Source organism: Pseudomonas sp. 3HC3 (assembly GCF_044904505.1).
GTDB lineage: Bacteria > Pseudomonadota > Gammaproteobacteria > Pseudomonadales > Pseudomonadaceae > Aquipseudomonas > Aquipseudomonas putida_Y.
The window spans coordinates 32183-53086 of record NZ_JADDRH010000027.1; the positions used below are offsets into that span (position 1 = coordinate 32183).

Consider the following 20904-nt stretch of genomic DNA (forward strand, 5'->3'; position numbering starts at 1 on the left):
AGCCCCGCTCACGGGAATGAACGGGGCTCGGGGTGACTTGATTAGAAGTGGAAGTTGGCACTCATGAGTGCAGTTCGACCAGGCGCTACGTGAGCGTAATGCGTAGCGAATACTTGATCGAAGTAACGCTTGTCGGTCAGGTTTTGCACATTCAGCTGCAAGTCGACATTCTTCGTCAGGCGATAGGTAGCCATGGCGTCATAGCGCCAGTAGGAAGGTACCTCGACCGAGTTGGCTTCGTCACCGAAGCGCGAGTCGACAAAAGTCGCTCCAGCACCAACGGTCAGTTGCGGAATGATGTCGTAGGTCGACCAGAACGTGAAGTTGTTACGCGGCGTGCTAGGCATGTGGTTGCCTTCGTTCGCTGCGGTAGAGGTTTTCACGATCTCGCTTTCCATATAGGTGTAGCCACCATAGACCTTCCACTTGCTGGTCAGGTTACCCGAGTAGGTCAGCTCCACACCCTGGACCCGTTGCTCGCCATCGAGCACCTGATAAGTGGCGTTGTCTGGATCGGTGACGCGTGCGTTGGTTTTGTCGGTACGGAACAAGGCTGCGGTCAACGATAAGTTGTCGTCGAAGAAGTCCCACTTCGTGCCGATTTCGTAGTTGCGGTTACGTTCTGGATCGAGGTTGCTGTTGTTGGCCGCCAGCTCCAGGTCGCCATTACCGCTGGTTTCGCCCGACGGGTTGCTGGAGGTCGACCACGCGGCGTAAATACTGCCGTTGGGCAACGGCTTGTAGACTACGCCAACCTGGTAGTTCCACAGATGCGCGTTGTTTTCGCGAGAGAAGTCCCCCGCAACCGAGCCACGCCCACCTGTGCTGTATCCGCTTGATTTGGTCTGGTAATCGTCGTAACGCAGGCCAAGGTTCAGCGACCACTGTTCGTTGAAGGTCAGTGTGTCGAATACGTAGGCAGCGCTGGTTTTCGTATCCGTATCGGTGAAGGCTTGGCTGTCGGTAATCGTGCCAGACCAGCCGTCATCCGGGGATGGGTCGTAGAGGCTGGTGCAGTCGCCCGAAGCCAGCAAGGCGGGGGTGCAGACAGTGCCTGTGCCAGCGGCCGAGGTGACGACATACCCGCGGTTATGCGTGTCGCTGTAGGTGAATTCCAGGCCTGTCACCAGGCTATGCTCGATGAAGCCGGTATTGAACTTGGCACTCAGGTCGGTCTGGTTCACCCAACCTTTGGACGTCGAATTGCGGTTCTTGGTGGCGCGATAGACCGTACCGTTGGCGACGTTACCTTTACTGTCATCCGGGTTGGTCACGATGTAGTCGAGGGTCGAGCGCGACATGCGGAAGCTGTTGGACAGTGTCAGGTTTTCGTTCAGGTCATGTTCGATACGGATCGTGCCGCTGTCGTTACTGGTCTTGCGGTAGTCGCGGCTGTTCAAACCGTAGAAATTGTCGCGGTCAACATGAGCCGGGCCATCTACATTGTATTTGCTGCGCGTGGCGCTGCGATTCAGCGGGATGCCGTAGTCAGGCATATCGTCGGTTTTCAGGTGGTAGTAACCCACTGTGACCCGTGTATCGGTGCCCAAGCCAAAAGCGAACGACGGCGCCACTCCCCAACGGCTCACATCCACATCGTCACGACCGGCGACGTTGGCTTCGTGCTTCATCAGGTTCAAGCGAAAGGCAGAGGTGTCGGTCAGCTGCTTGTTCAAGTCCAGTGTGGTGCGTTTGGTCTGGTCTGAACCCCAAGTGAACCCACCGTTGTAGCTATCGCCAAGTTTTGCGCTCTTGGTGACCAGGTTGAGGCTCCCGCCCGTCGAGCCAGCACCGGTAAAAGCGGAGCCAGGGCCTTTTGCGACCTCAATGGACTCCACGTTGAAGATCTCCCGGCTTTGGGATGCGACATCGCGCATGCCATCGACAAATACGTCACTTTCGGCGTTGAAGCCGCGGATGATAGGGCGGTCACCCGCTGGGTTGCCGCCTTCGCCTGCGCCAAAAGTGATGCCTGGGGTTGTACGCAAGGCGTCTACCAAGGACGTCGCACCCGTGTCACGAATGACTTGCTGAGGGATCACCGTGACACTCTTCGGTGTTTCACGCAGCGGGGCGGTGTACTTCTTCGAGCTGGCGGTGTCCGTCTTGTAGCTGGTGACATCCTGTGCCGCGTTGACGCTGGTTGCGTCGAGTGAAATGACAGAATCAGCAGCCTGATCATCTGCATATGCAAGCTGAGCAGTCGATGCAGCAGAGATGGCAACGCCAATGGCGGACGCAAGCAGGCGTTGTGAGCTCACAGCAGATGGCACGTAATGACGCATTGGTAAGGACCTTCCCCAAGGTTTCGAGGCGGTGGATCTTAATGTAAGCAATTTTGACTAACAATTGAGATTCGTTACCATTCGTGAAGAATTTACAATCTTTACAATTTGTCTTTACGGTTTCATGCAGCTGAAACGTCTTAACTGGCGAATGGGGCTTGTGTAGCGCAAAAGGGAATCAATATCATTGAGCCTTTACATTTCCCAACGGTGCTGTTGCCATGCTGCTTCACATCCCAGGTCTGTTCGACGCTGATGAACTGGCCCGTATTCGCGAGGCGCTGGAGCAGGCCGACTGGGCCGATGGCAAGCTTACGGCGGGTTATCAGTCGGCCAAGGCCAAGCACAACCTGCAGTTGCCGGAAGGCCATGCGCTGGCCAAGGAAATTGGCACTGCGTTGATCGACCGCCTGTGGAAAACCCCGCGCTTCATGTCGGCAGCGTTGCCGCACAAAGTGTTCCCGCCGCTGATCAATTGCTACCGCGAAGGTGGCAACTTCGGCTTCCACATCGACAACGCCCTGCGCCAGCCCAAGGGCAGCCCGGAGCGGGTGCGTACCGACCTGTCTTCCACGTTGTTCCTCAGCGACCCGGAAAGCTACGACGGCGGTGAGCTGGTGATCCAGGACACCTATGGCGTGCAGCAGGTCAAGCTGGCCGCCGGTGACATGGTGCTGTACCCCGGCACTAGCTTGCACAAGGTCAACCCGGTGACCCGTGGCCAACGCTATGCCGCATTCTTCTGGACCCAGAGCCTGGTGCGCGATGACAGCCAGCGGACGCTGCTGTTCGAGATGGACAACGCAATCCAGCAACTGACTGCCGATGTGCCGGACCATCCTTCGTTGTTGCAGCTGACGGGCACCTACCATAACTTGCTGCGCCGCTGGGCTGAGGTCTGAGCCGTGTCCTACCTGCTGCGGCGTGAGGAAGTGGTGGATTTGGCCGGCTTGCAGGCCATGCTCGAGGAATCCCCCGGCAAGGCCGCCCAGGCAATTCTGGCGGCAGCGGGGCAGGGTGCGGTCGAGGCGCAGTTGCTGCTGGGGCAGATCCTGCTGGATGGGCTTGGCATCCAGCAGGATGCCACCGTCGCCCGGCGCTGGTTCGGTATCGCTGCACAGGGGGGGAATGCCATGGCGCACAACATGCTCGGGCGTTGCCTGGAGCATGGTTGGGGTGGTGAGGTGAATTTGGCGCAGGCTGCCGTTCACTACGCCCGTGCGGCCGATTCCGGTTTGGACTGGGGCCTGTATAACCTGGGCAACCTTCTGGCGACCGGGCGTGGGGTGCCGGTCAATCAGGTGCAGGCGCTGATGTGCTACGAGAAGGCTGCACAGCTGGGGCATGCCAAATCGATGAACCTGTATGGGCGTTACCTGGAGCAGGGCATCGCCACGGCGCCCAGCCCGGCGCGGGCGGTGCGCTGGTATCGGCGTTCGGCCGAGGCGGGGGATTTTCGCGGGATGTTCAGCCTGGCGCTGGTGCTGGTCGAGCGTGGGCAGTTGGCCGAGGCAGGGCAGTGGCTGGAGCAGGCCCGGGTTGCGGGGAACATGAATTTCCTGCGTGCTGCGTTGGTAACCCTGCAGGACGCGGGGCCGGTGTTGATGGCCTTTGCGGCGCGGTATGCCGAGGAAATCGATCGGCGCGAAGAGGCCGGTACAGGAGAGCACACATGAAAACGGGGCCTTTCGGCCCCGTTGTGCATTACAGGTAGTAAGCCTTCAGCGGCGGGAAGCCGTTGAATTCCACTGCGCTGTAGCTGGTGGTGTAGGCGCCGGTCGACAGCCAGTACAGGCGGTCACCGATGGCCAGGTTCAGCGGCAGCCCGTACTTGTAGTTCTCGTACATGATGTCGGCACTGTCGCAGGTCGGGCCGGCGATGACCACTTCTTCGGCTTCGCCTTTCTTCTCGGTCCAGATCGGGAACTTGATGGCTTCGTCCATGGTTTCGATCAGGCCGGAGAACTTGCCTACGTCGGTGTAGATCCAGCGCTCGACGGCGGTACGCGACTTGCGTGCGACCAGCACCACTTCGCTGACCAGGATACCGGCGTTGGCGATCAGCGAACGGCCAGGCTCGAGGATGATTTCCGGCAGTTCGTCACCGAAGTCTTCCTTGAGGAAGCGGATGATTTCTTCGGCGTAGGTTTCCAGGCTGTTGGTACGGGTGATGTAGTTGGCCGGGAAGCCACCACCCATGTTGATCAGCTTCAGTTCGATGCCGTCTTCTTCTTTCAGGCGCTCGAAGATCACCTTGACCTTGGCGATGGCGGCGTCCCACACGCTGATGTCGCGTTGCTGCGAACCCACGTGGAAGGAGATGCCGTAAGGCACCAGGCCCAGGTCGCGGGCGAGGATCAGCAGGTCCATGGCCATGTCTGTCTGGCAGCCGAACTTGCGGGACAGTGGCCAGTCGGCAGTGGTGGAGCCTTCAGTCAGAATGCGCACATACACTTTCGAGCCCGGTGCGGCCTTGGCGATGTTGCGCAGGTCGGCTTCCGAGTCGGTGGCGTACAGGCGCACGCCCTTCTCGTAGAAGTAGCGGATGTCCTTGGACTTCTTGATGGTGTTGCCGTAGCTGATACGGTCAGCGCTGACACCGCGGCCCAGTACTTTGTCCAGTTCGTAGATCGAGGCGATGTCGAAGCTCGAACCTTTCTCTTTGAGCAGGTCGATGATTTCCACGGCCGGGTTGGCCTTGACCGCGTAGTAGACCTTGGCAAATTCGAAACCGGCGCGCAGGTCGTCATACGCCTGGCTGATCATCTGGGTGTCGATGAGTACGAACGGGGTTTCCTGCTTGTCAGCGAACGCCTTCATTTTCTGGAAGGTTTCACGCGCGAAATAGTCTTCGACCTGGATCGACATGCTCAGGGACTCCATGGGCAAACTGAAAGATTAAGTGGCTGCAAACTGAACGTCCTCCGTATCCCCACTTTGGTTCGCCTACTCAGTACTTGAGCCGGATGGATCGTTTCCAGCATGGACGTTCGGCGCGCACTTTAGGGCGTGAAGAATGCAGAATCAACAGGCAATCCGGGCGTGGTCGACGTGGATCGACGACCAGCCATTTGAATAACCGACTCGTGTGACCGGCTGATGTTCCCTGCGATCTTTCAAGCGTAAAAAATTGTGGAATGGAGCGTGTTGGGCCCTTCGCGGGCAAGCCCGCTCCCACAGGGGATACGTGTTCAATGTGGGAGCGGGCTTGCCCGCGAAAGGGCCGGAGGTGTTCATATTTATGGCCACATTTTCCTGGTACCTCCGTACAGGAAATCGCCCATAAATTTTTTGTTACCGACTGGCGGATTTGCTGCTTTTGATGCGAAACATTACTATTCGCACCCTTATCTGCCTCCCTGATGACCCCGACCGTGTCCGGACACAAAGGCTTCCTCGACCACTACCATGAGCTGATCGGCACCTGGACGCGCAAATTGCGCAGTCGGCAGCAGGCCGAGGACCTCACCCACGATGCCTTTGTACGGGTACTGGAAACCCCGCGCGAGCAGGTTGAGCAGCCACGCGCCTACCTGCATCAGGCTGCGCGCAACATCGCTGTGGATGGCTTCCGTCGCGAGGACCGCCGCCAGGCGCTGGAGCGGGAAGCCTTCGAAGAAGGCGCAACCGGCAGTGGCGACCCGGAAGCCTACGTGCATGCCCTGGAGCTGGCCGACAGCGTTGAGCGGGCCCTGGCCGAGCTGCCACTCAACTGCCGGCAGGTGTTCATCTGGCAGAAGCTCGAAGGCCTGACCCAGGCCGAGATTGCCGAGCGCATGGGGTTGAGCAAGAACATGGTCGAAAAGTATATGATCCGCACGCTCCGGCACTTGCGTGAGCACCTGGATGTGTCGGCATGAAGAGTCAGGAGATCTTTTCGATGGAACAGCACGGTACCGATGCCGTCCGCGAGCAGGCGGCCGCATGGTTCGCCCGCGTGCAGGACGCACCTCGGGATGCCGGGCTGCACAAGCAGTTGCGTGCCTGGCTGGCGAGCGACGAGCACCACCGGGACGAATACGAGCATCTGTGCCGCGTGTGGCAGGCCGCCGACTTCATTCCACGTCAGCACCTGGAGGCGCTGTGCCAGCCAGACCCGGTACAGCAGCTGCCACGACGACGTTTCATGCGCCAGGCGTTGGCCGCCAGTGTCGCGGTAGTGGCGCTGGGCCTGGGCTGGGGCGGCTGGCACCACCTGCAACTGAACCATCAGGGCAGCCTGCAGACGGCCTTCAATGAGCGCCGTCAGGTCGAACTGCCGGATGGCTCGCATCTGGAGCTCAATGGCAACACGCAGTTGCAGGTCGAGTTCAGCGCCGGCCGGCGGCACGTGCGCCTGAACGCCGGTGAAGTGATATTCAGCGTCGCCCATGACAGTAACCGGCCGTTTGTGGTCGACACTGCCCAGGGCAGTGTGGTCGTCACAGGTACCCGCTTTGACGTCCGCCTGGACCCAGCCAGCACCCGTGTGGCGGTGGAGCAGGGGTCGGTGCGGGTGCAGGGCAAGGGTGACTCGCCGGCGCAACTGTCGGCCGGGCAGGGGTCGCATATAGATGCACAGGGCCTGGTCGCCGCACCCTATGCGGTCAACACCGGCGCCATGACCGCATGGCGACAGGGCAAGCTGGTGTTCGACAACGCAACCCTCGCCGAAGTAGTGGCCGAAGCTTCTCGCTACCGTAGCCAGCCATTGCGGGTCGCCCCTGGGAAAGTCGCCCGGCTGCGCCTGTCCGGTACCTTCAGTACCAACGATACAGATGCTCTGCTGCGGGCCTTGCCGAGCATTCTACCGGTGGCCATCAAAGCCCATGAAGACGGCTCCAGCGAAATAATCGCCAAATAGATTCAGGTTTTTTTTCACTCGTTCGTCTTCCTCGCCAGCTGCAACTGCCAAGCATTTCCATTTGCACGCGGTTGGCGTTTATTCCGCATTCCAGGATGTTTCGACGACGTGAACAACAACAAACCTCTCCCACGCTTTCGCGCCCTGGCGCTGGCCCTGGCGGTCAGCACTGTGGCCGTTGGCAGCCAGGCCGCAGAGGCCGCTAATGCCCTCCACATCCAGGCCCAGCCATTGGGTTCGGCGCTGAACCAGCTCGGCCAGCAGACCAGCCTGCAGCTGTTTTTCAGCCCCGAGCTGGTCGCCGGCAAACAGGCCCCGGCGGTATCGGGCAACCTGACGCCGGTGCAGGCGCTGCAACAGCTGTTGCAAGGCAGCGGGCTCACCTTCGAGATGTCCCGCGACACCGTTGTGGTGAAGCCTCTGCCGACTACCCTTGACCTGGGCAGCGGCAGCCTGGAGCTGGCACCCACCGATATCAAGGTGGTCGGTGACTGGCTGGGGGATGCCCAGCAGAGCGTGGTACAGAACCATCCCGGGGCACGCACCGTGGTACGCCGCGAGGCAATGGTGGAGAAGGGCGCAATGAACGTGCGCGACGTGCTGCGCGGCATCCCTGGCGTGCAAGTGCAGGACTCCAACGGAACCGGTGGCAGCGACCTGTCGCTGAACGTGGGCGTGCGTGGCCTTACTTCGCGCCTGTCGCCGCGCTCCACGGTACTGATCGATGGTATCCCGGCCGCCTTCGCGCCGTATGGCCAGCCACAGTTGTCGATGGCACCGATTTCCTCTGGCAACCTCGACAGCATCGACGTCGTGCGCGGTGCCGGTTCGGTGCGCTACGGCCCGCAGAACGTGGGCGGGGTGATCAACTTCGTAACCCGGGCGATTCCGCAAAAGGCCTCGGCAGAGCTGTCCACCACGCTGGAAACCTCCCGGCACGGTGGCTGGAAACACACCGAGTCAGCCTTCGTCGGCGGCACGGCCGACAATGGCATGGGCGTGGCGCTGCTGTACACCGGGGTGAATGGCAACGGTTACCGTGAAAGCAACAACGGCAACGACATCGACGACGTTATCCTCAAGACGCATTGGGCGCCAACCGATGTCGATGAGTTCTGGCTCAACTTCCATTATTACGATGGCCGTGCCGACATGCCGGGTGGCCTGACCCAGGCCCAATACGACAGCAACCCGTACCAGTCGCTGCGCGATTACGACTACTTCGCGGGCCGGCGCAAGGATGTGTCGTTCAAATGGCAGCGGCAGCTCGACGATGCCACCCAGTTCGAAGTGCTGACCTACTACACCGACAGCTTCCGGGGCAGCACCATTGCCTCGCGGGACATGAAGACGTTGTCGTCGTACCCGCGCAACTACCACACCTTTGCCATCGAACCCCGTGTGTCGCGCATCTTCTTTGCCGGCCCAACCACCCAGGAAGTCAGTGTCGGTTACCGTTACCTGAAGGAAGCGATGCGCGAACAGACGACTCGGCTGGCGCTGATCGACAACGTGCCGACGGAGACCCCGACTTCCGACGGCCACGTGTTCCAGGACCGCAGCGGCGGCACCGAGGCCAGCGCCTACTACATCGACGACAAGATCGACGTGGGCAACTGGACCATCACCCCTGGCGTGCGTTTCGAGCATATCAATACCGACTGGCGCGACCGCCCGGTGCTGGGCGCCAACAACCTTCCGGTAGCCGAGAAGAAGCGCAGCATCACCAGCAACGAGCCTTTGCCGGCGCTGAGCGTGATGTATCACGTTTCCGATGCCTGGAAGGTGTTCGCCAACTACGAAACCTCGTTCGGTAGCCTGCAGTACTTCCAGCTGGGCCAGGGCGGTTCTGGCAACAGTACGGCCAATGGCCTGGAGCCGGAAAAAGCCAAGACCTACGAAATCGGTACCCGTTATGACAATGGCAGCTTTGCCGGTGAGCTGACGGCGTTCTACATCGACTTCGATGATGAGCTGCAGTACATCAGCAACGACGTGGGCTGGACCAACCTCGGTGCGACCAAGCACCAGGGCATCGAGGCTTCGGTGCGTTATGACCTGGCCGGGCTGGACCCGCGGCTGGACGGGCTGTCGGTGAGCGGTGGCTACACCTATACCCGCGCGACCTATGAAGGGGATATCCCAGGGTTCAAGGGCCGAGACCTGCCGTTCTATTCACGCCAGGTGGCCACTGCCGGAGTGCGTTACGCGGTCAACCGCTGGACCTGGAACCTGGATGCCTACGCCCAATCCAGGCAGCGCGCACCCGGCACCGGAATCAATGCCGATGGCAGTTTCAATGGCGACTACATCACCGAGCCGAGTGCCGACGGGCGGTATGGCGATATACCGGGCTACGTGACCTGGCATGCCCGTGGCGGTTATGAATTCGGGCCGCAGTGGTCCAACCTGAAGCTGGCGGCGGGGGTGAAGAACCTGTTCGACAAGCAGTACTTCACCCGCTCCAGTGACAACAATGCCGGCCTCTATGTGGGTGAACCACGGACCTTCTATGTGCAGGCCAGTGTAGGGTTTTGATCCGAGGCTGCCGGGGCCGTTTTGCAGCCCTTCGCGGGTACCGAAAGCCTCCAGGCCTTCTAGGTTTGGGGGTAGGAGCGGGTTCACCCGCGAAAGGGCCGGGCCTGCTGGCCAATTTCACCAGCCGTTCACCGTTGCCGACGCTACCGTATTCGCGGGTAAACCCGCTCCTACACATTGATCGGTGGTGGACACACATCGGTGATTGGGTGCAGGCCGTCGTAGGAGCGGGTTCACCCGCGAAAGGGCCGGGCCTGCTGGCCAATTTCACCAGTCGTTCACCGTTGCCGCCGCTGCCGTATTCGCGGGTAAACCCGCTCCTACACATTGATCGGTGGTGGACACACATCGGTGGTTGGACACAGGCCGTCGTAGGAGCGGGTTCACCCGCGAAAGGGTCGGACCTGCTGGCCAATATCCCCGGTCATTCAACGTCGCAGCCGCCACCGTATTCGCGGGTGAACCCGCTCCTACACCTGATCGGTGGTGGACACACATCGGTGGTTGGACACAGGCCGTCGTAGGAGCGGGTTCACCCGCGAAAGGGCCGGGCCTGCTGGCCAATTTCACCAGCCGCTCACCGTTGCCGCCGCTACCGTATTCGCGGGTGAACCCGCTCCTACACATTGATCGGTGGTGGACACACATCGGTGATTGGGTGCAGGCCGTCGTAGGAGCGGGTTCACCCGCGAAAGGGCCGGGCCTGCTGGCCAATTTCACCAGCCGCTCACCGTTGCCGCCGCTGCCGTATTCGCGGGTGAACCCGCTCCTATTTATCGGTGGTGGACATACATCGGGGATTGGACACAGGCCGTCGTAGGTTTTACCCGCGAAGGGGCGCAAAGCGCCCCCGACGTTTACGAAGCAACCGCCTCAGCCGGCGAAACGATACTGGTCTTCGCCCCCCGCGATCTCCCCGAGCTCAGGTACGCCGCAATCGACTCCTGCGTCACCTCGCCCAAGAACACCTGCTTGGCATCCAGCACCGGCAACCATGCCCGGTTGAACTCGTACATGCGCGACAACAGGATGCGCAAATGCTCATCGTGCGAAGCCGTGGCATTGAACGGCCGCAGGAAATCGCCACACGTCCCTTGCTGACGGTGCATGTCGCGTCGGCGCACATAGCCCAGCGCCTTGTTCTGCGCATCGGTCACCACCACGTAGCGGCGGTCGTGCTCGTCGAGCAGCTCCAGCGCATCGCTCACAGGCGTTTGCGGGCTCACCGATGGCGCGTTGTCTGCGGCATCCTCGGCTCGCACCAGTAACAGGCGTTTGAGGGTGCTGTCCTGGCCCACGAAGTTGCTGACGAAATCATCCGCCGGGTGAGCCAGCAGGGTATCCGGGTGATCCAGCTGCAACAGCTTGCCGGCACGGAAGATGGCAATCTTGTCGCCCAGTTTGATCGCTTCGTCGATGTCGTGGCTGACCATGATCACCGTCTTGTTCAGCGCCCGCTGCATTTCGAAGAACTCGTTCTGGATCATCTCGCGGTTGATCGGGTCGACCGCGCCGAACGGTTCGTCCATCAACAGCACGGGTGCATCTGCTGCCAGGGCACGAATCACGCCGATACGCTGTTGCTGGCCGCCGGACAGCTCGCGCGGGTAGCGTTGCAGGTACTGCTTGGGTTCGAGCTTGATCATGTGCATCAGCTCGCGAGCACGCTCGTGGCATTTCTGCTTGTCCCAGCCAAGCAGGCGTGGCACCACGGTGATGTTCTCTTCGATGGTCATGTTGGGAAACAAACCGATCTGCTGGATCACATAGCCGATGTGCCGGCGCAGGGTGACTTCGTCCAGCCCGGTGGTGTCTTCGCCATTGATGAACACCTGGCCCGAGGTGGGCGTGATCAGGCGGTTGATCATTTTCAGCGTGGTGCTCTTGCCACAGCCCGAGGGGCCGAGGAACACGCAGATTTCCCCTTCGTTGACGGTGAGGCTTACCGAGTCGACGGCTTTGACGTCCTTGCCGTTGACGTTGAAGGTTTTGCTGAGGTTCTTCAGTTCGATCATGAGCGCAGTCCTTCTGGAGTCAGGGCACGTTGCAGGGTTTGCAGCAGCAGGTCGGCGATGATTGCCAGCAGGCTCACCAGCAAGGCGCCGATCAGCAGCATCGACATGTCGCTGCGGCTGATGGAGGTGAGGATGAGCACACCCAGGCCGCCGGCGCCGATGGTGGCAGCAATGGTCATGACACCGATGTTCATGACCACGGCGGTGCGTACACCGGCAAGGATGACCGGCACGGCAATGGGCAGTTCGACCATGCGCAGGCGCTGGCCGAAGGTCATGCCTATACCGCGTGCGGCTTCGCGGATGCCGGGCTCGACATTGGTCAGGGCCAGGTAGGTGTTGCGCAGGATCGGCAGCAGCGAGTACAGGAACACCGCAGTGATCGCTGGCAATGGCCCCAGGCCCTGGCCGAACTTGGAGTAGAACGGCAACAGCAGGCCGAACAGGGCAATCGAGGGGATGGTCAGCAGCACCGTGGCGCTGGCCTGCAGCGGGCCTGCGAGGGCCGGAAAACGGGTCATCAGGATGCCCAGCGGCACCCCGACCAGAATCGCCAGGCCCACGGCAACGCCTACCAGCATGATGTGCTGCCAGGTCAGGTGCAGCACCTGGGCCCAGTCCAGGTGGCTGAAGGTATCGATCAGGTTCATGGCTGGCCCTCGCTGTTCAGTGGGTGTTTGCGCAGGAAGTCTGCGGCCACGGCAGTGGGGTTCTGGTGCTCGACATCGACCTTGGCGTTGAGCTGGCGCATGGTTTGGTCATCCAGTTGCTCGGCCAGCGGCTTGAGCAGGCCAGCCAGCTGCGGGTTGGCGTCGAGCGTGGCTTTGCGCACCACCGGCGCGGCGGTGTAGTCGGGGAAGTAGTGTTTGTCGTCTTCCAGCAGCTTGAGGTCGAAAGCGTCCAGGCGGCCGTCGGTGGTATACACCAGGCCGGCGAACACCTGATTGTTGCGCATGGCGGTGTACACCAGCCCGGCGTCCATCTGGCGGATGTTGCGCCGGCCCAGCGGCAGGTCATACATTTCGCGCAGGCCTACCAGGCCGTCGGGGCGGTTGGCGAACTCGGTGTCCAGGGCCACCAGGTGATTACGCTTGCTCTCGTCGCGCAGCACCTGGTTGAGGTCGCTGATCGAGTTGATCTGCGGGTAGGCCTCGGCGACCTGCTTCGGCAAGCCGAGGGCATAGGTGTTGCTGAATTTCGACGGGGTCAGCCAGATCAGGTCTTTTTTGGCATCCAGCTCCTTGACCTTGGCGTAGGTGGCTTCGGCGCTGGGCATGCGCTCTTCGATGTGGTTGTACGACACCAGCGACACACCGGTGTATTCCCACATCAGGTCGAGCTGGCCAGTTTCCTGGGCCTGGCGTGCGAGGTTGCTGCCAAGCCCGCCGATGACGCGCACATCGAAGCCGTTGGCGCGCAGGTATTGCGCGGTGATTTCGGCGAGCACGGTCTGTTCGGTGAACACCCGCGCGCCGATGCGGATCAGCGGTTTTTCCGCTGCCTGGGCAAATCCTGCGTACAGCAAGGCCGCGCCCAGTAGCAAGGCGATTCTCTTCTTCATACGTTTCCTATCCTTATTGGACCAGGCCGCGTTCCAGCCAGCGCTTGCTGGAGAAACTCACCACCGCATCCAGCACCAGTGCCAGCAGCGCGGTGCAGGCGGCACCCAGCAGCAGTTGTGGCTGGTTGTTCAGGGCGATGCCGGGGAAGATCAGGCTACCCAGGCTGTTGGCGCCGATCAGGAACGCCAGCGGTGCGGTACCCACATTCAGTGCCAGGGCCACGCGTACGCCGCCGACGATGATTGGCACGGCGTTGGGCAGCTCCACCTGCCAGAGTTGCTGGCGCGGAGTCATGCCAATGCCAGTGGCGGCTTCCTTGAGCGAAGCAGGGACGTTTTTCAGGCCTTCGTAGGTGTTGCGCACAATGGGCAGGAGGGAGGCGAGGAATAGCGCGAAGATCGCAGGCCCGGCTCCGATGCCCAGGATACTCAGGGCGATGGCCAGAACGGCCAGAGGGGGGATGGTGTTGCCAACGTTGAAGAACTGCATGAAGCGCTCGGCTTTGTCGACCCGGTGCGGTCGACTTAACGCAATGCCGGCGGGGATGCCCACGGCCAGCGCCGCCGCCATCGAAGCCAGCACCAATACCAGGTGCGCTTGCAGGTAGAACCCAAGATCGTCGCGATAACGCGCGATCGTGTCGATGCCGATCCAGTGGACCAGCAGGGCCAGGATGACGAGCACGGCGGCCCATCCCAACAGCCCCGAACCGTAGCGTTTTGCCACAGGTGGACTCCTTGTGTAGTCGGCGAGCACACTTCTTGGTTGCCGGCCAATTCTGGCGGCGGGTGGTGTGTTCGCGAGTAGCAGCGTGATGCAAGCCGAGGGCTGCGATCAGGCCATGAGCCGAACCCCGTCGGGCCCGAAAATGCTGATGAAACCAGTCCCCAACCGAAGCGGTTTGCAGGGGAGTGGACGTCTCCATGGGTGTCAAGGTTCCCATTTGAGGCAGCATTTGGCCAGCGTTAATCACTGGGTGGCAGGATTTTTGGCGAGAAAAAACAGCGACTTAATGTTCTGCAGGCGTTGAAATAACTGCGCTTTGGTCATTTGTCGTGATAAAGCGATTGCCTGTTGGATTTCTTTTGTCTGTGCCGGCCTCTTCGCGGGTAAACCCGCTCCTACACAGACTGCACCGCATTCGAATCCTGTGTCGTACCTGTGGGAGCGGGTTTACCCGCGAAGAGGCCGGCACGGGCGCCATTCATTCGGCAGATTTTGGTCCAGGCCCAACTTCAGGTATGATACTGCCCCTTTCAAATCCCCCAGTCAGGCGATTTCCCATGACCAACCAGGCCGCCGAAGTCGCGAAGCGCCGCACTTTCGCAATCATTTCCCACCCCGACGCCGGTAAGACCACCATCACCGAGAAGCTGCTGCTGATGGGCAAGGCCATTGCCGTCGCCGGTACCGTGAAGTCGCGCAAGTCCGACCGCCACGCCACCTCCGACTGGATGGAAATGGAGAAGCAGCGCGGCATCTCCATCACCACCTCGGTGATGCAGTTCCCGTATCGCGAGCACATGATCAACCTGCTCGACACCCCGGGCCACGAAGACTTCTCCGAAGACACCTACCGCACCCTGACTGCGGTGGACTCGGCGCTGATGGTGCTCGACGGCGGTAAAGGTGTAGAGCCGCGGACCATCGCCCTGATGGACGTGTGCCGGCTGCGCGACACGCCAATCGTCAGCTTCATCAACAAACTCGACCGTGACATCCGCGACCCGATCGAACTGCTCGACGAGATCGAAGCCGTTCTGAAGATCAAGGCCGCGCCAATCACCTGGCCAATCGGTTGCTACCGTGACTTCAAGGGTGTGTACCACCTCACTGGCGACTACATCATCGTCTACACCCCGGGCCACGGCCACGAGCGCACCGAAGCCAAGATCATCCAGAAACTGGACTCGGACGAAGCTCGTGCACACCTGGGCGACCAGTACGACGCGTTCGTCGAGCAACTGGAGCTGGTGCAGGGCGCCTGCCACGAGTTCAACCAGGAAGAGTTCATCAACGGTCAGTTGACCCCGGTGTTCTTCGGTACTGCGCTGGGCAACTTCGGTGTCGACCATGTGCTCGACGCCGTGGTCGACTGGGCGCCGCGTCCGCTTGGCCGGGTGGCCAACGAGCGTACCGTGGAGCCTGTGGAAGAGAAGTTCACCGGTTTCGTGTTCAAGATCCAGGCGAACATGGACCCGAAACACCGCGACCGTATCGCCTTCATGCGCATCTGCTCGGGCAAGTACGAGAAAGGCATGAAAATGCGCCATGTGCGCTTGAACAAAGACCTGCGTATCGGCGATGCGCTGACGTTCTTCTCCTCCGAGCGTGAGCAGCTGGAAGAGGCCTTTGCCGGTGACATCATCGGCCTGCACAACCACGGCACCATCCAGATCGGCGACACCTTCACCGAAGGCGAGGCGCTGGGCTTCACCGGTATTCCGCACTTCGCGCCGGAGCTGTTCCGCCGCGTACGCCTGAAAGACCCGCTGAAATCCAAGCAACTGCGTCAAGGCCTGCAGCAGCTGGCCGAAGAAGGTGCTACTCAGGTGTTCTTCCCTGAGCGCAGCAACGACATCATTCTGGGTGCGGTCGGTGTGCTGCAGTTCGACGTGGTCGCCAGCCGCCTGAAGGAAGAGTACAAGGTTGAGTGCGCCTACGAGCCTATCACCGTCTGGTCCGCGCGCTGGATCAGTTGCGATGACAAGAAGAAGCTCGAGGAATTCCAGACCAAGGCCATGGAAAACCTGGCCATCGACGGCGGCGGTCACCTGACCTACCTGGCGCCAACCCGGGTCAACCTGGCGCTGATGGAAGAGCGCTGGCCGGACATCAAGTTCCGCGCTACCCGCGAGCACCATTAAGGCCTGAAATCGGGGCTGCTTTGCAGCCCTTCGCGGGCACGCCCGCTCCCACAGGGAATCACCAAACCTGGAGGTCATGTGATACCTGTGGGAGCGGGCGTGCCCGCGAAGGGCCGCTAGGCGGCCCCATTTCAATTTCCGGCTTTGATACTGGTCCAGATTCGCGTACGAATACGGTCGATCTTCGCCGGCATCGCCTCCAGCGCATACAGCTTGCCCATCACCTCGTCGCTCGGGTAAATCATCGTATTACCCTTCATCGCCGGGTCCACCAGCCCGTCTGCCTTGAGGTTGCCGTTCGCGTATTGCACATGGTTGCTGATGTTGGCCATCACTTCCGGCTGCAGCAGGTAGTTCATGTAGGCATATCCGGCCTTTTCATCCGGCGCATCGACGGGCATGGCGACCATGTCGAACCACATCGGCGCACCCTCCTTGGGTATCGAATAGCCCACCTTCACGCCATTGTTCGCCTCATCGGCGCGGTTCTTCGCCTGCAGCACATCCCCTGAGAAACCCACCACCACGCAGATATCGCCGTTGGCCAGGTCGCCCGTGTACTTGGACGAGTGGAAATAGCTGATGTACGGCCGCACCTTCATCAGCAACTCCTTGGCCTTCTCGTAATCCTTGGGGTCTTGGCTGTGATGGGGCAAGCCCAGGTAGTGCAGGGCGATCGGCAGCAGTTCGGGGCCATTGTCCAGCACCGCGACCCCACAGCTTTTCAGCTTGCTCATGTACTCGGGCTTGAAGATCAGGTCCCAGGAATCCACGGGCGCATTGTCGCCGAGTACCGCCTTGACCTTGTCGATGTTGTAGCCAATGCCGGTACTGCCCCACAGGTACGGGAAACCGTACTGGTTGCCCGGGTCGTTCACCTCCAGCGCCTTGAGCAGCACCGGGTTGAGGTTGTGCCAGTTGGGTAACTGCGACTTGTCCAGGCGCTTCAAGGCCTTGCCCTGGATCTGCCGGGCCATGAAGTGGTTGGAGGGGAACACCACGTCGTAGCCGGAATTGCCGGTCATCAGCTTGCCATCGAGGGTTTCATTGCTGTCGTACACGTCGTAGGTGGGCACGATGCCGCTGGCTTGCTGGAAGTTCTTCAACGTATCGGGGGCCACGTAGCTGGACCAGTTGTAGATCTTCACCGTTTCAGCGGCGCTGGCCACGCTGGCGGCCAGCATCAGAGGGGCGAGGAGGAAGGTGCGCATGTCGGGTTTACCTTGCTTTGTCTGTTGTTATCGAAGGCAGGCGATCAGCGGATCAGAAAACAAGCACGTAGGTCTTGCGCACGGTCTCCTGGATGTCCCAGGTGCCGGTGCTGTTGGCCGGTAGCATCAATGCGTCTCCGGCTTCTATGACCAGGGGCTCGCCACCGTCGGGGGTGAACGTGCAGCGGCCCTTGATGAAATGGCAGAACTCCTGTTGCACGATCTGCCGCCGCCAGCGCCCTGGGGTGCATTCCCAGATGCCGGTTTCGACGCCATCGCTGCGCTCCACGCAGGTGACTGACGTGACTGCCACGGGTTCGCCGAGCGGTACCGCGACCGGGTTGGAGCTGTCGAGCACGGCAAATTCGGTGTTCTTGAACTGGGTGATGCTCATGACCGGTGGATCCTGTACGAGTGATAAGGGAAGTCAGTGCATGAAGCCTTCCATGAAGTCCGCAAGCGAGATGGCCAGGCGCCGCCTCCACGGCGCGCTGGCGGGGTTGGCGAGGGTCCGGTCCTCGTGGACGAAGCTCTGGATGATCGCGTTGTAGCCCAGCCAGCGGCAGGGCTCGGGGGGCCAGCTGGCCAGGCTCGATAGCGGGCGGTTGTCGAGCACCCAGGGTTGTGCTGTCAGTTCGTTGTGCTGGTTGAGGATCAGCGCCGCCAGGGTGCGTCCACCCAGGTTGGTAGCCCCCACGCCTTCGCCGCCGTAGCCGCCGGCAAGGGCGATGCCGCGCTGGCGGTCGCAGAGCATGTGTGGGCGGAAGCGTCGCGCCATGCCCAGGTTGCCGCCCCAGGTATGAGTGATGCGTACCTGTTTGAGCTGCGGGAACAGTTCGCCGAACAGGTAGCGGCGCAGTTCGACTTCGTGTTCGTCGAGGTTGAAGTTCTCGCGCAGGCGCCCACCGAAGCGGTAGCCACCGCGGGCACCGAAGACCAGGCGGTTGTCGGCGGTGCGCTGGCCATAGGTGACCTGGCGGCTGCTTTCACTGAAGGCTTGGCCCTGGCTCAGGCCAATCTGCTCCCAGGTAGCCTCCGGCAGCGGCTCGGTGGCCACCAGCAGGCTCTGTACCGGCAATTGGTGTTTGCCCAGTGGCGGCAGGCTGGCGGCGTAACCCTCCACGGCAGGCACCATCCACTGGCAGCGAATCTGTGCCAGCGGGGTACGCACCTCGCTCGGCTGCCAGTCGATGGCCGGGGTGTTTTCGTAGATCGGTACGCCCAGCGCCTCCACTGCCCGGGCAAGGCCGCGCACCAGCTTGGCTGGCTGGATGGTCGCCGTGTGCGGGCTGTAAATGGCTCCAAACGCATTGCTGACCCGCAGTTGGCTCCCCAACTGCTCGGGGCTCAGCCAGCGGTAGTCGTCCTCGGTCATGCCTTGGCGATACAAGTCGTCGAGGTAGGCGCGCAGGCTGCGTTCCTGCTCCGGGTAGCGCGCCGCGCAATACAGCACGCCGCCTTTGCGGTAGTCGCAGTCGATGCCTTCGCTTTGCAACACGCGATGCACTTCATCAGGGATGCCGTGCAGCAGGTCGATGCTGGCGCGGCGCTGTTGCGGCGAGAGGGTGCCGAGCAGGCGGTCTTCGCCTAGCAGGTTGCCCATCAGCCAGCCCCCATTTCGGCCGGAGGCGCCGAAGCCGGCGATTTGGGCTTCGATCACCGCGATGTTCAGCTGGGGTGCCTGGCGCTTGAGGTAGTACGCGGTCCAAAGGCCGGTATAGCCGGCACCGATGATGCACACGTCAACGTCGAGGTCATTGCGCAGTGCCGGGCGCGCACACAGCGGCTCGTCGAGCTGGTCCATCCACAGGCTGAGCGTGCGCAGGGGTTGCATCGGGTTCGGCTCCACATCCGTCAAGGTCTGTGGGCGATCGTAGTGGTGTCAGCGGGCAGCTGTCTTACGTGCGTGCACGCAGGGAAATTTGCTTCAGGTAGGCCTTGGGCGTGAGCCCGGTGTGCTCACGGAAGCACTTGTAGAACGCCGACAGCGAGTTGAAGCCGGCACTGAAGGCCAGCTCGTCGATCGTCGCCTCGACGCTGTCGTCGCCGAGGCTGGCCATCAGGTGCTGCAGGCGTGCCTGGTTGACGTAGCGGTAGAAGCTTTGCCCCAGCACCTGGTTGAGCAGGTAGGAAATCTGGTTGCGGCTGTAGCCGCTGGCGTCGGCGACCTGTTGCAGGTCGAGCTCCGGGTCGAGGTAGGGGCGTTGACGCTGGAAGTAGTGCTCCAGGTCCTGGGCCATGGTCGACAACTGCCGAGGCGACAGGCCCAGGCGGCTGGTGGCGGGGCGCGGGCCGCTGTTGGCGTGGCCTGTGCCGTTCTGGCGGACCAGTGTGGCGTATTCGTTGACCCGCCAGATCAGCCCGTCCCTGACGGTGATCGCCTCGCTGGACTGGAACGCAACCAGGCCGTCGCCGCCCTGGACCGTGACCTGATACTGGATGAATGCGGTGCAGCCATCGACGCGGATGCGGTCGCTGTGGACGATGTCCTCGCCGGCTTCATGGGGCAGGCAGGCGCTTACGTAGTCGCGCAGTTCCTGGTGGCCGAGCACGCGGTTCTGAAAAAAGTCGTGGTACTGGATATCGGGGTGGTAGAGCGCCATGACACCGTCGAGGTCGCGGTGCTTCCAGCAGAGGTGGTAGCGCAGCACGATTTCGGCGGTAAGCGGCGTTTGCTCGGGGCCGTCGGGGAGGGTGGTGGCGATCATGGGAGGATAGTGCATTGCAGAACACCCAGGTGCAAGGGCGTGGATCCTGCATATTGCAAGGTTTGCTCAGGCGGCTTGGAGGGTAAGCCTTTGATTCTTATGAATGTAGTTTTTTGATACAACTGGCATGGCGGCTGCACCTTTCTTGTCACCATCGAACAAGGAGAAAGGCCATGCGCTCGATACTGCTTTGGATGATTGGGGTGCCGATTCCGGTGATCATTCTGATCTGGTTCTTTATGCATTGAGATTTTGGGGGCCGCGCTTTGCGGCCCTTTTGCTACAACTCTTCGCTACAAAAGGCATGTGCAAGACAGGGCCCGGTTTCGGACTTGAGATCAGTAAATTCAATAGAGGTTGGTGTTCTGATGAACACCAAAGGTCTCGTTGAATTAGTGATATTTAGTGTGGGGAGTCCAGGTGGGGTGTTGTCTGAAAGTTCCTACAGTATTCTCTTGGCACTTGCCGTTGTCTGTACAGTACTAACTAAACCGTTAACTATGTTGCTAGGCTGGTGGACGTGCAGAAATATGTTGGTCTGTAGAGGTTAGTCAAAAATAGGTGTTTGATTTCTGCTGTTTTCCCGATTACTGTCTGGGGGGTCAGGAATAATTCATAATTAATGGTCATTACTATGGACGTATTCATGGGGTTGCTGGCTGCGGTGTTCTGGGGGTGCACCGACTTCTTGGTCGGCGTGAACGCAAGAGCGGTTGGAGTAAAGCGGGCGGTATTTTTCGGTCAGTTGCTAGTGTGGTGTTTCACAAATACCACTGAAAATCATTTGCCCAGCGCTCGCGCCGCGCGAGCGACTGAGGCAAGGATGTCCTCGGCCTTCTTGTGCCACCGAAATGGCTTCGGGTTCTGGTTGTAGG

16 protein-coding genes and 1 pseudogene are annotated in these 20904 nt (G+C 60.9%); 7 read left to right on the top strand and 10 right to left on the bottom strand.

The window, feature by feature from the left end:
* Window positions 1-41 precede the first annotated feature (41 nt).
* Window positions 42-2285 (bottom strand): TonB-dependent receptor, encoded by a 2244-nt coding sequence (locus INQ47_RS24145; RefSeq protein WP_404702784.1) that lies wholly within the window; start codon window positions 2283-2285, stop codon window positions 42-44.
* Between the two features lie 221 nt (window positions 2286-2506).
* Between INQ47_RS24145 and INQ47_RS24150 the strand changes: the two genes are divergently transcribed.
* Both INQ47_RS24150 and INQ47_RS24155 read left to right on the top strand, forming a co-directional pair.
* Window positions 2507-3187 (top strand): Fe2+-dependent dioxygenase, encoded by a 681-nt coding sequence (locus tag INQ47_RS24150; protein ID WP_021781785.1) that lies wholly within the window; start codon window positions 2507-2509, stop codon window positions 3185-3187.
* 3 nt (window positions 3188-3190) lie between these two features.
* Window positions 3191-3961, top strand: a complete 771-nt coding sequence (locus INQ47_RS24155; RefSeq protein WP_404702785.1) for a tetratricopeptide repeat protein — start codon at window positions 3191-3193, stop codon at window positions 3959-3961.
* A 28-nt stretch (window positions 3962-3989) separates the two neighbouring features.
* Here INQ47_RS24155 and INQ47_RS24160 read toward each other — a convergent pair whose 3' ends face one another.
* Complete coding sequence (locus INQ47_RS24160; RefSeq protein ID WP_021781787.1) at window positions 3990-5153, bottom strand: type III PLP-dependent enzyme; 1164 nt, start codon at window positions 5151-5153, stop codon at window positions 3990-3992.
* A 494-nt stretch (window positions 5154-5647) separates the two neighbouring features.
* On the opposite strand from INQ47_RS24160, the gene INQ47_RS24165 reads away from it, so the two are divergent.
* The 3 genes from INQ47_RS24165 to INQ47_RS24175 all read left to right on the top strand — a co-directional run bounded on the left by INQ47_RS24165 (window position 5648) and on the right by INQ47_RS24175 (window position 9666).
* Window positions 5648-6145 carry an RNA polymerase sigma factor gene (locus INQ47_RS24165; RefSeq protein WP_012051258.1) on the top strand — a complete coding sequence of 166 codons (498 nt, stop codon included), beginning with the start codon at window positions 5648-5650 and terminating at the stop codon, window positions 6143-6145.
* Window positions 6146-6165: 20 nt separating this feature from the next.
* Complete coding sequence (locus tag INQ47_RS24170; RefSeq protein WP_404702786.1) at window positions 6166-7128, top strand: FecR family protein; 963 nt, start codon at window positions 6166-6168, stop codon at window positions 7126-7128.
* A 108-nt stretch (window positions 7129-7236) separates the two neighbouring features.
* A complete protein-coding gene (locus INQ47_RS24175; protein WP_404702787.1) occupies window positions 7237-9666 on the top strand; it encodes a TonB-dependent siderophore receptor in 2430 nt (809 codons plus the stop codon).
* An 857-nt stretch (window positions 9667-10523) separates the two neighbouring features.
* On the opposite strand, the gene INQ47_RS24180 is transcribed toward INQ47_RS24175, so the two are convergent.
* Genes INQ47_RS24180 through INQ47_RS24195 form a run of 4 tightly spaced genes read right to left on the bottom strand, consistent with a single transcriptional unit; the run spans window position 10524 to window position 13969 of the window.
* A complete protein-coding gene (locus INQ47_RS24180) occupies window positions 10524-11681 on the bottom strand; it encodes a betaine/proline/choline family ABC transporter ATP-binding protein (RefSeq protein ID WP_404702788.1) in 1158 nt (385 codons plus the stop codon).
* Entirely contained in the window at window positions 11678-12331 is a 654-nt protein-coding gene (locus INQ47_RS24185; RefSeq protein ID WP_028697400.1) for an ABC transporter permease, read from the bottom strand. The genes INQ47_RS24180 and INQ47_RS24185 overlap by 4 nt, the downstream gene beginning before the upstream one ends.
* Entirely contained in the window at window positions 12328-13242 is a 915-nt protein-coding gene (locus tag INQ47_RS24190; protein ID WP_404702789.1) for a glycine betaine ABC transporter substrate-binding protein, read from the bottom strand. The genes INQ47_RS24185 and INQ47_RS24190 overlap by 4 nt, the downstream gene beginning before the upstream one ends.
* Before the next feature lie 13 nt (window positions 13243-13255).
* Entirely contained in the window at window positions 13256-13969 is a 714-nt protein-coding gene (locus INQ47_RS24195; RefSeq protein ID WP_252459006.1) for an ABC transporter permease, read from the bottom strand.
* Window positions 13970-14526: 557 nt separating this feature from the next.
* Between INQ47_RS24195 and INQ47_RS24200 the strand changes: the two genes are divergently transcribed.
* Entirely contained in the window at window positions 14527-16110 is a 1584-nt protein-coding gene (locus INQ47_RS24200) for a peptide chain release factor 3 (RefSeq protein WP_021781794.1), read from the top strand.
* A gap of 131 nt (window positions 16111-16241) precedes the next feature.
* Here INQ47_RS24200 and INQ47_RS24205 read toward each other — a convergent pair whose 3' ends face one another.
* From INQ47_RS24205 to INQ47_RS24220, 4 genes are all read right to left on the bottom strand, one after another.
* Window positions 16242-17321, bottom strand: a complete 1080-nt coding sequence (locus INQ47_RS24205; protein ID WP_028697402.1) for a polyamine ABC transporter substrate-binding protein — start codon at window positions 17319-17321, stop codon at window positions 16242-16244.
* 52 nt (window positions 17322-17373) lie between these two features.
* On the bottom strand, window positions 17374-17715 hold the full coding sequence (locus tag INQ47_RS24210; RefSeq protein ID WP_014589771.1) for a cupin domain-containing protein: 342 nt from the start codon (window positions 17713-17715) through the stop codon (window positions 17374-17376).
* A gap of 33 nt (window positions 17716-17748) precedes the next feature.
* Window positions 17749-19155: an NAD(P)/FAD-dependent oxidoreductase gene (locus INQ47_RS24215; RefSeq protein ID WP_404702790.1), complete on the bottom strand. Its 1407-nt coding sequence runs from the start codon at window positions 19153-19155 to the stop codon at window positions 17749-17751.
* Between the two features lie 64 nt (window positions 19156-19219).
* The gene (locus tag INQ47_RS24220; protein ID WP_404702791.1) at window positions 19220-20044 is read right to left on the bottom strand and encodes a helix-turn-helix domain-containing protein; all 825 of its coding nucleotides are present in this window, start codon (window positions 20042-20044) and stop codon (window positions 19220-19222) included.
* Between the two features lie 619 nt (window positions 20045-20663).
* Here INQ47_RS24220 and INQ47_RS24225 point away from each other — a divergent pair.
* Window positions 20664-20780: pseudogene (locus tag INQ47_RS24225) on the top strand (EamA family transporter); the annotation flags it as partial.
* Window positions 20781-20904: the final 124 nt, after the last annotated feature.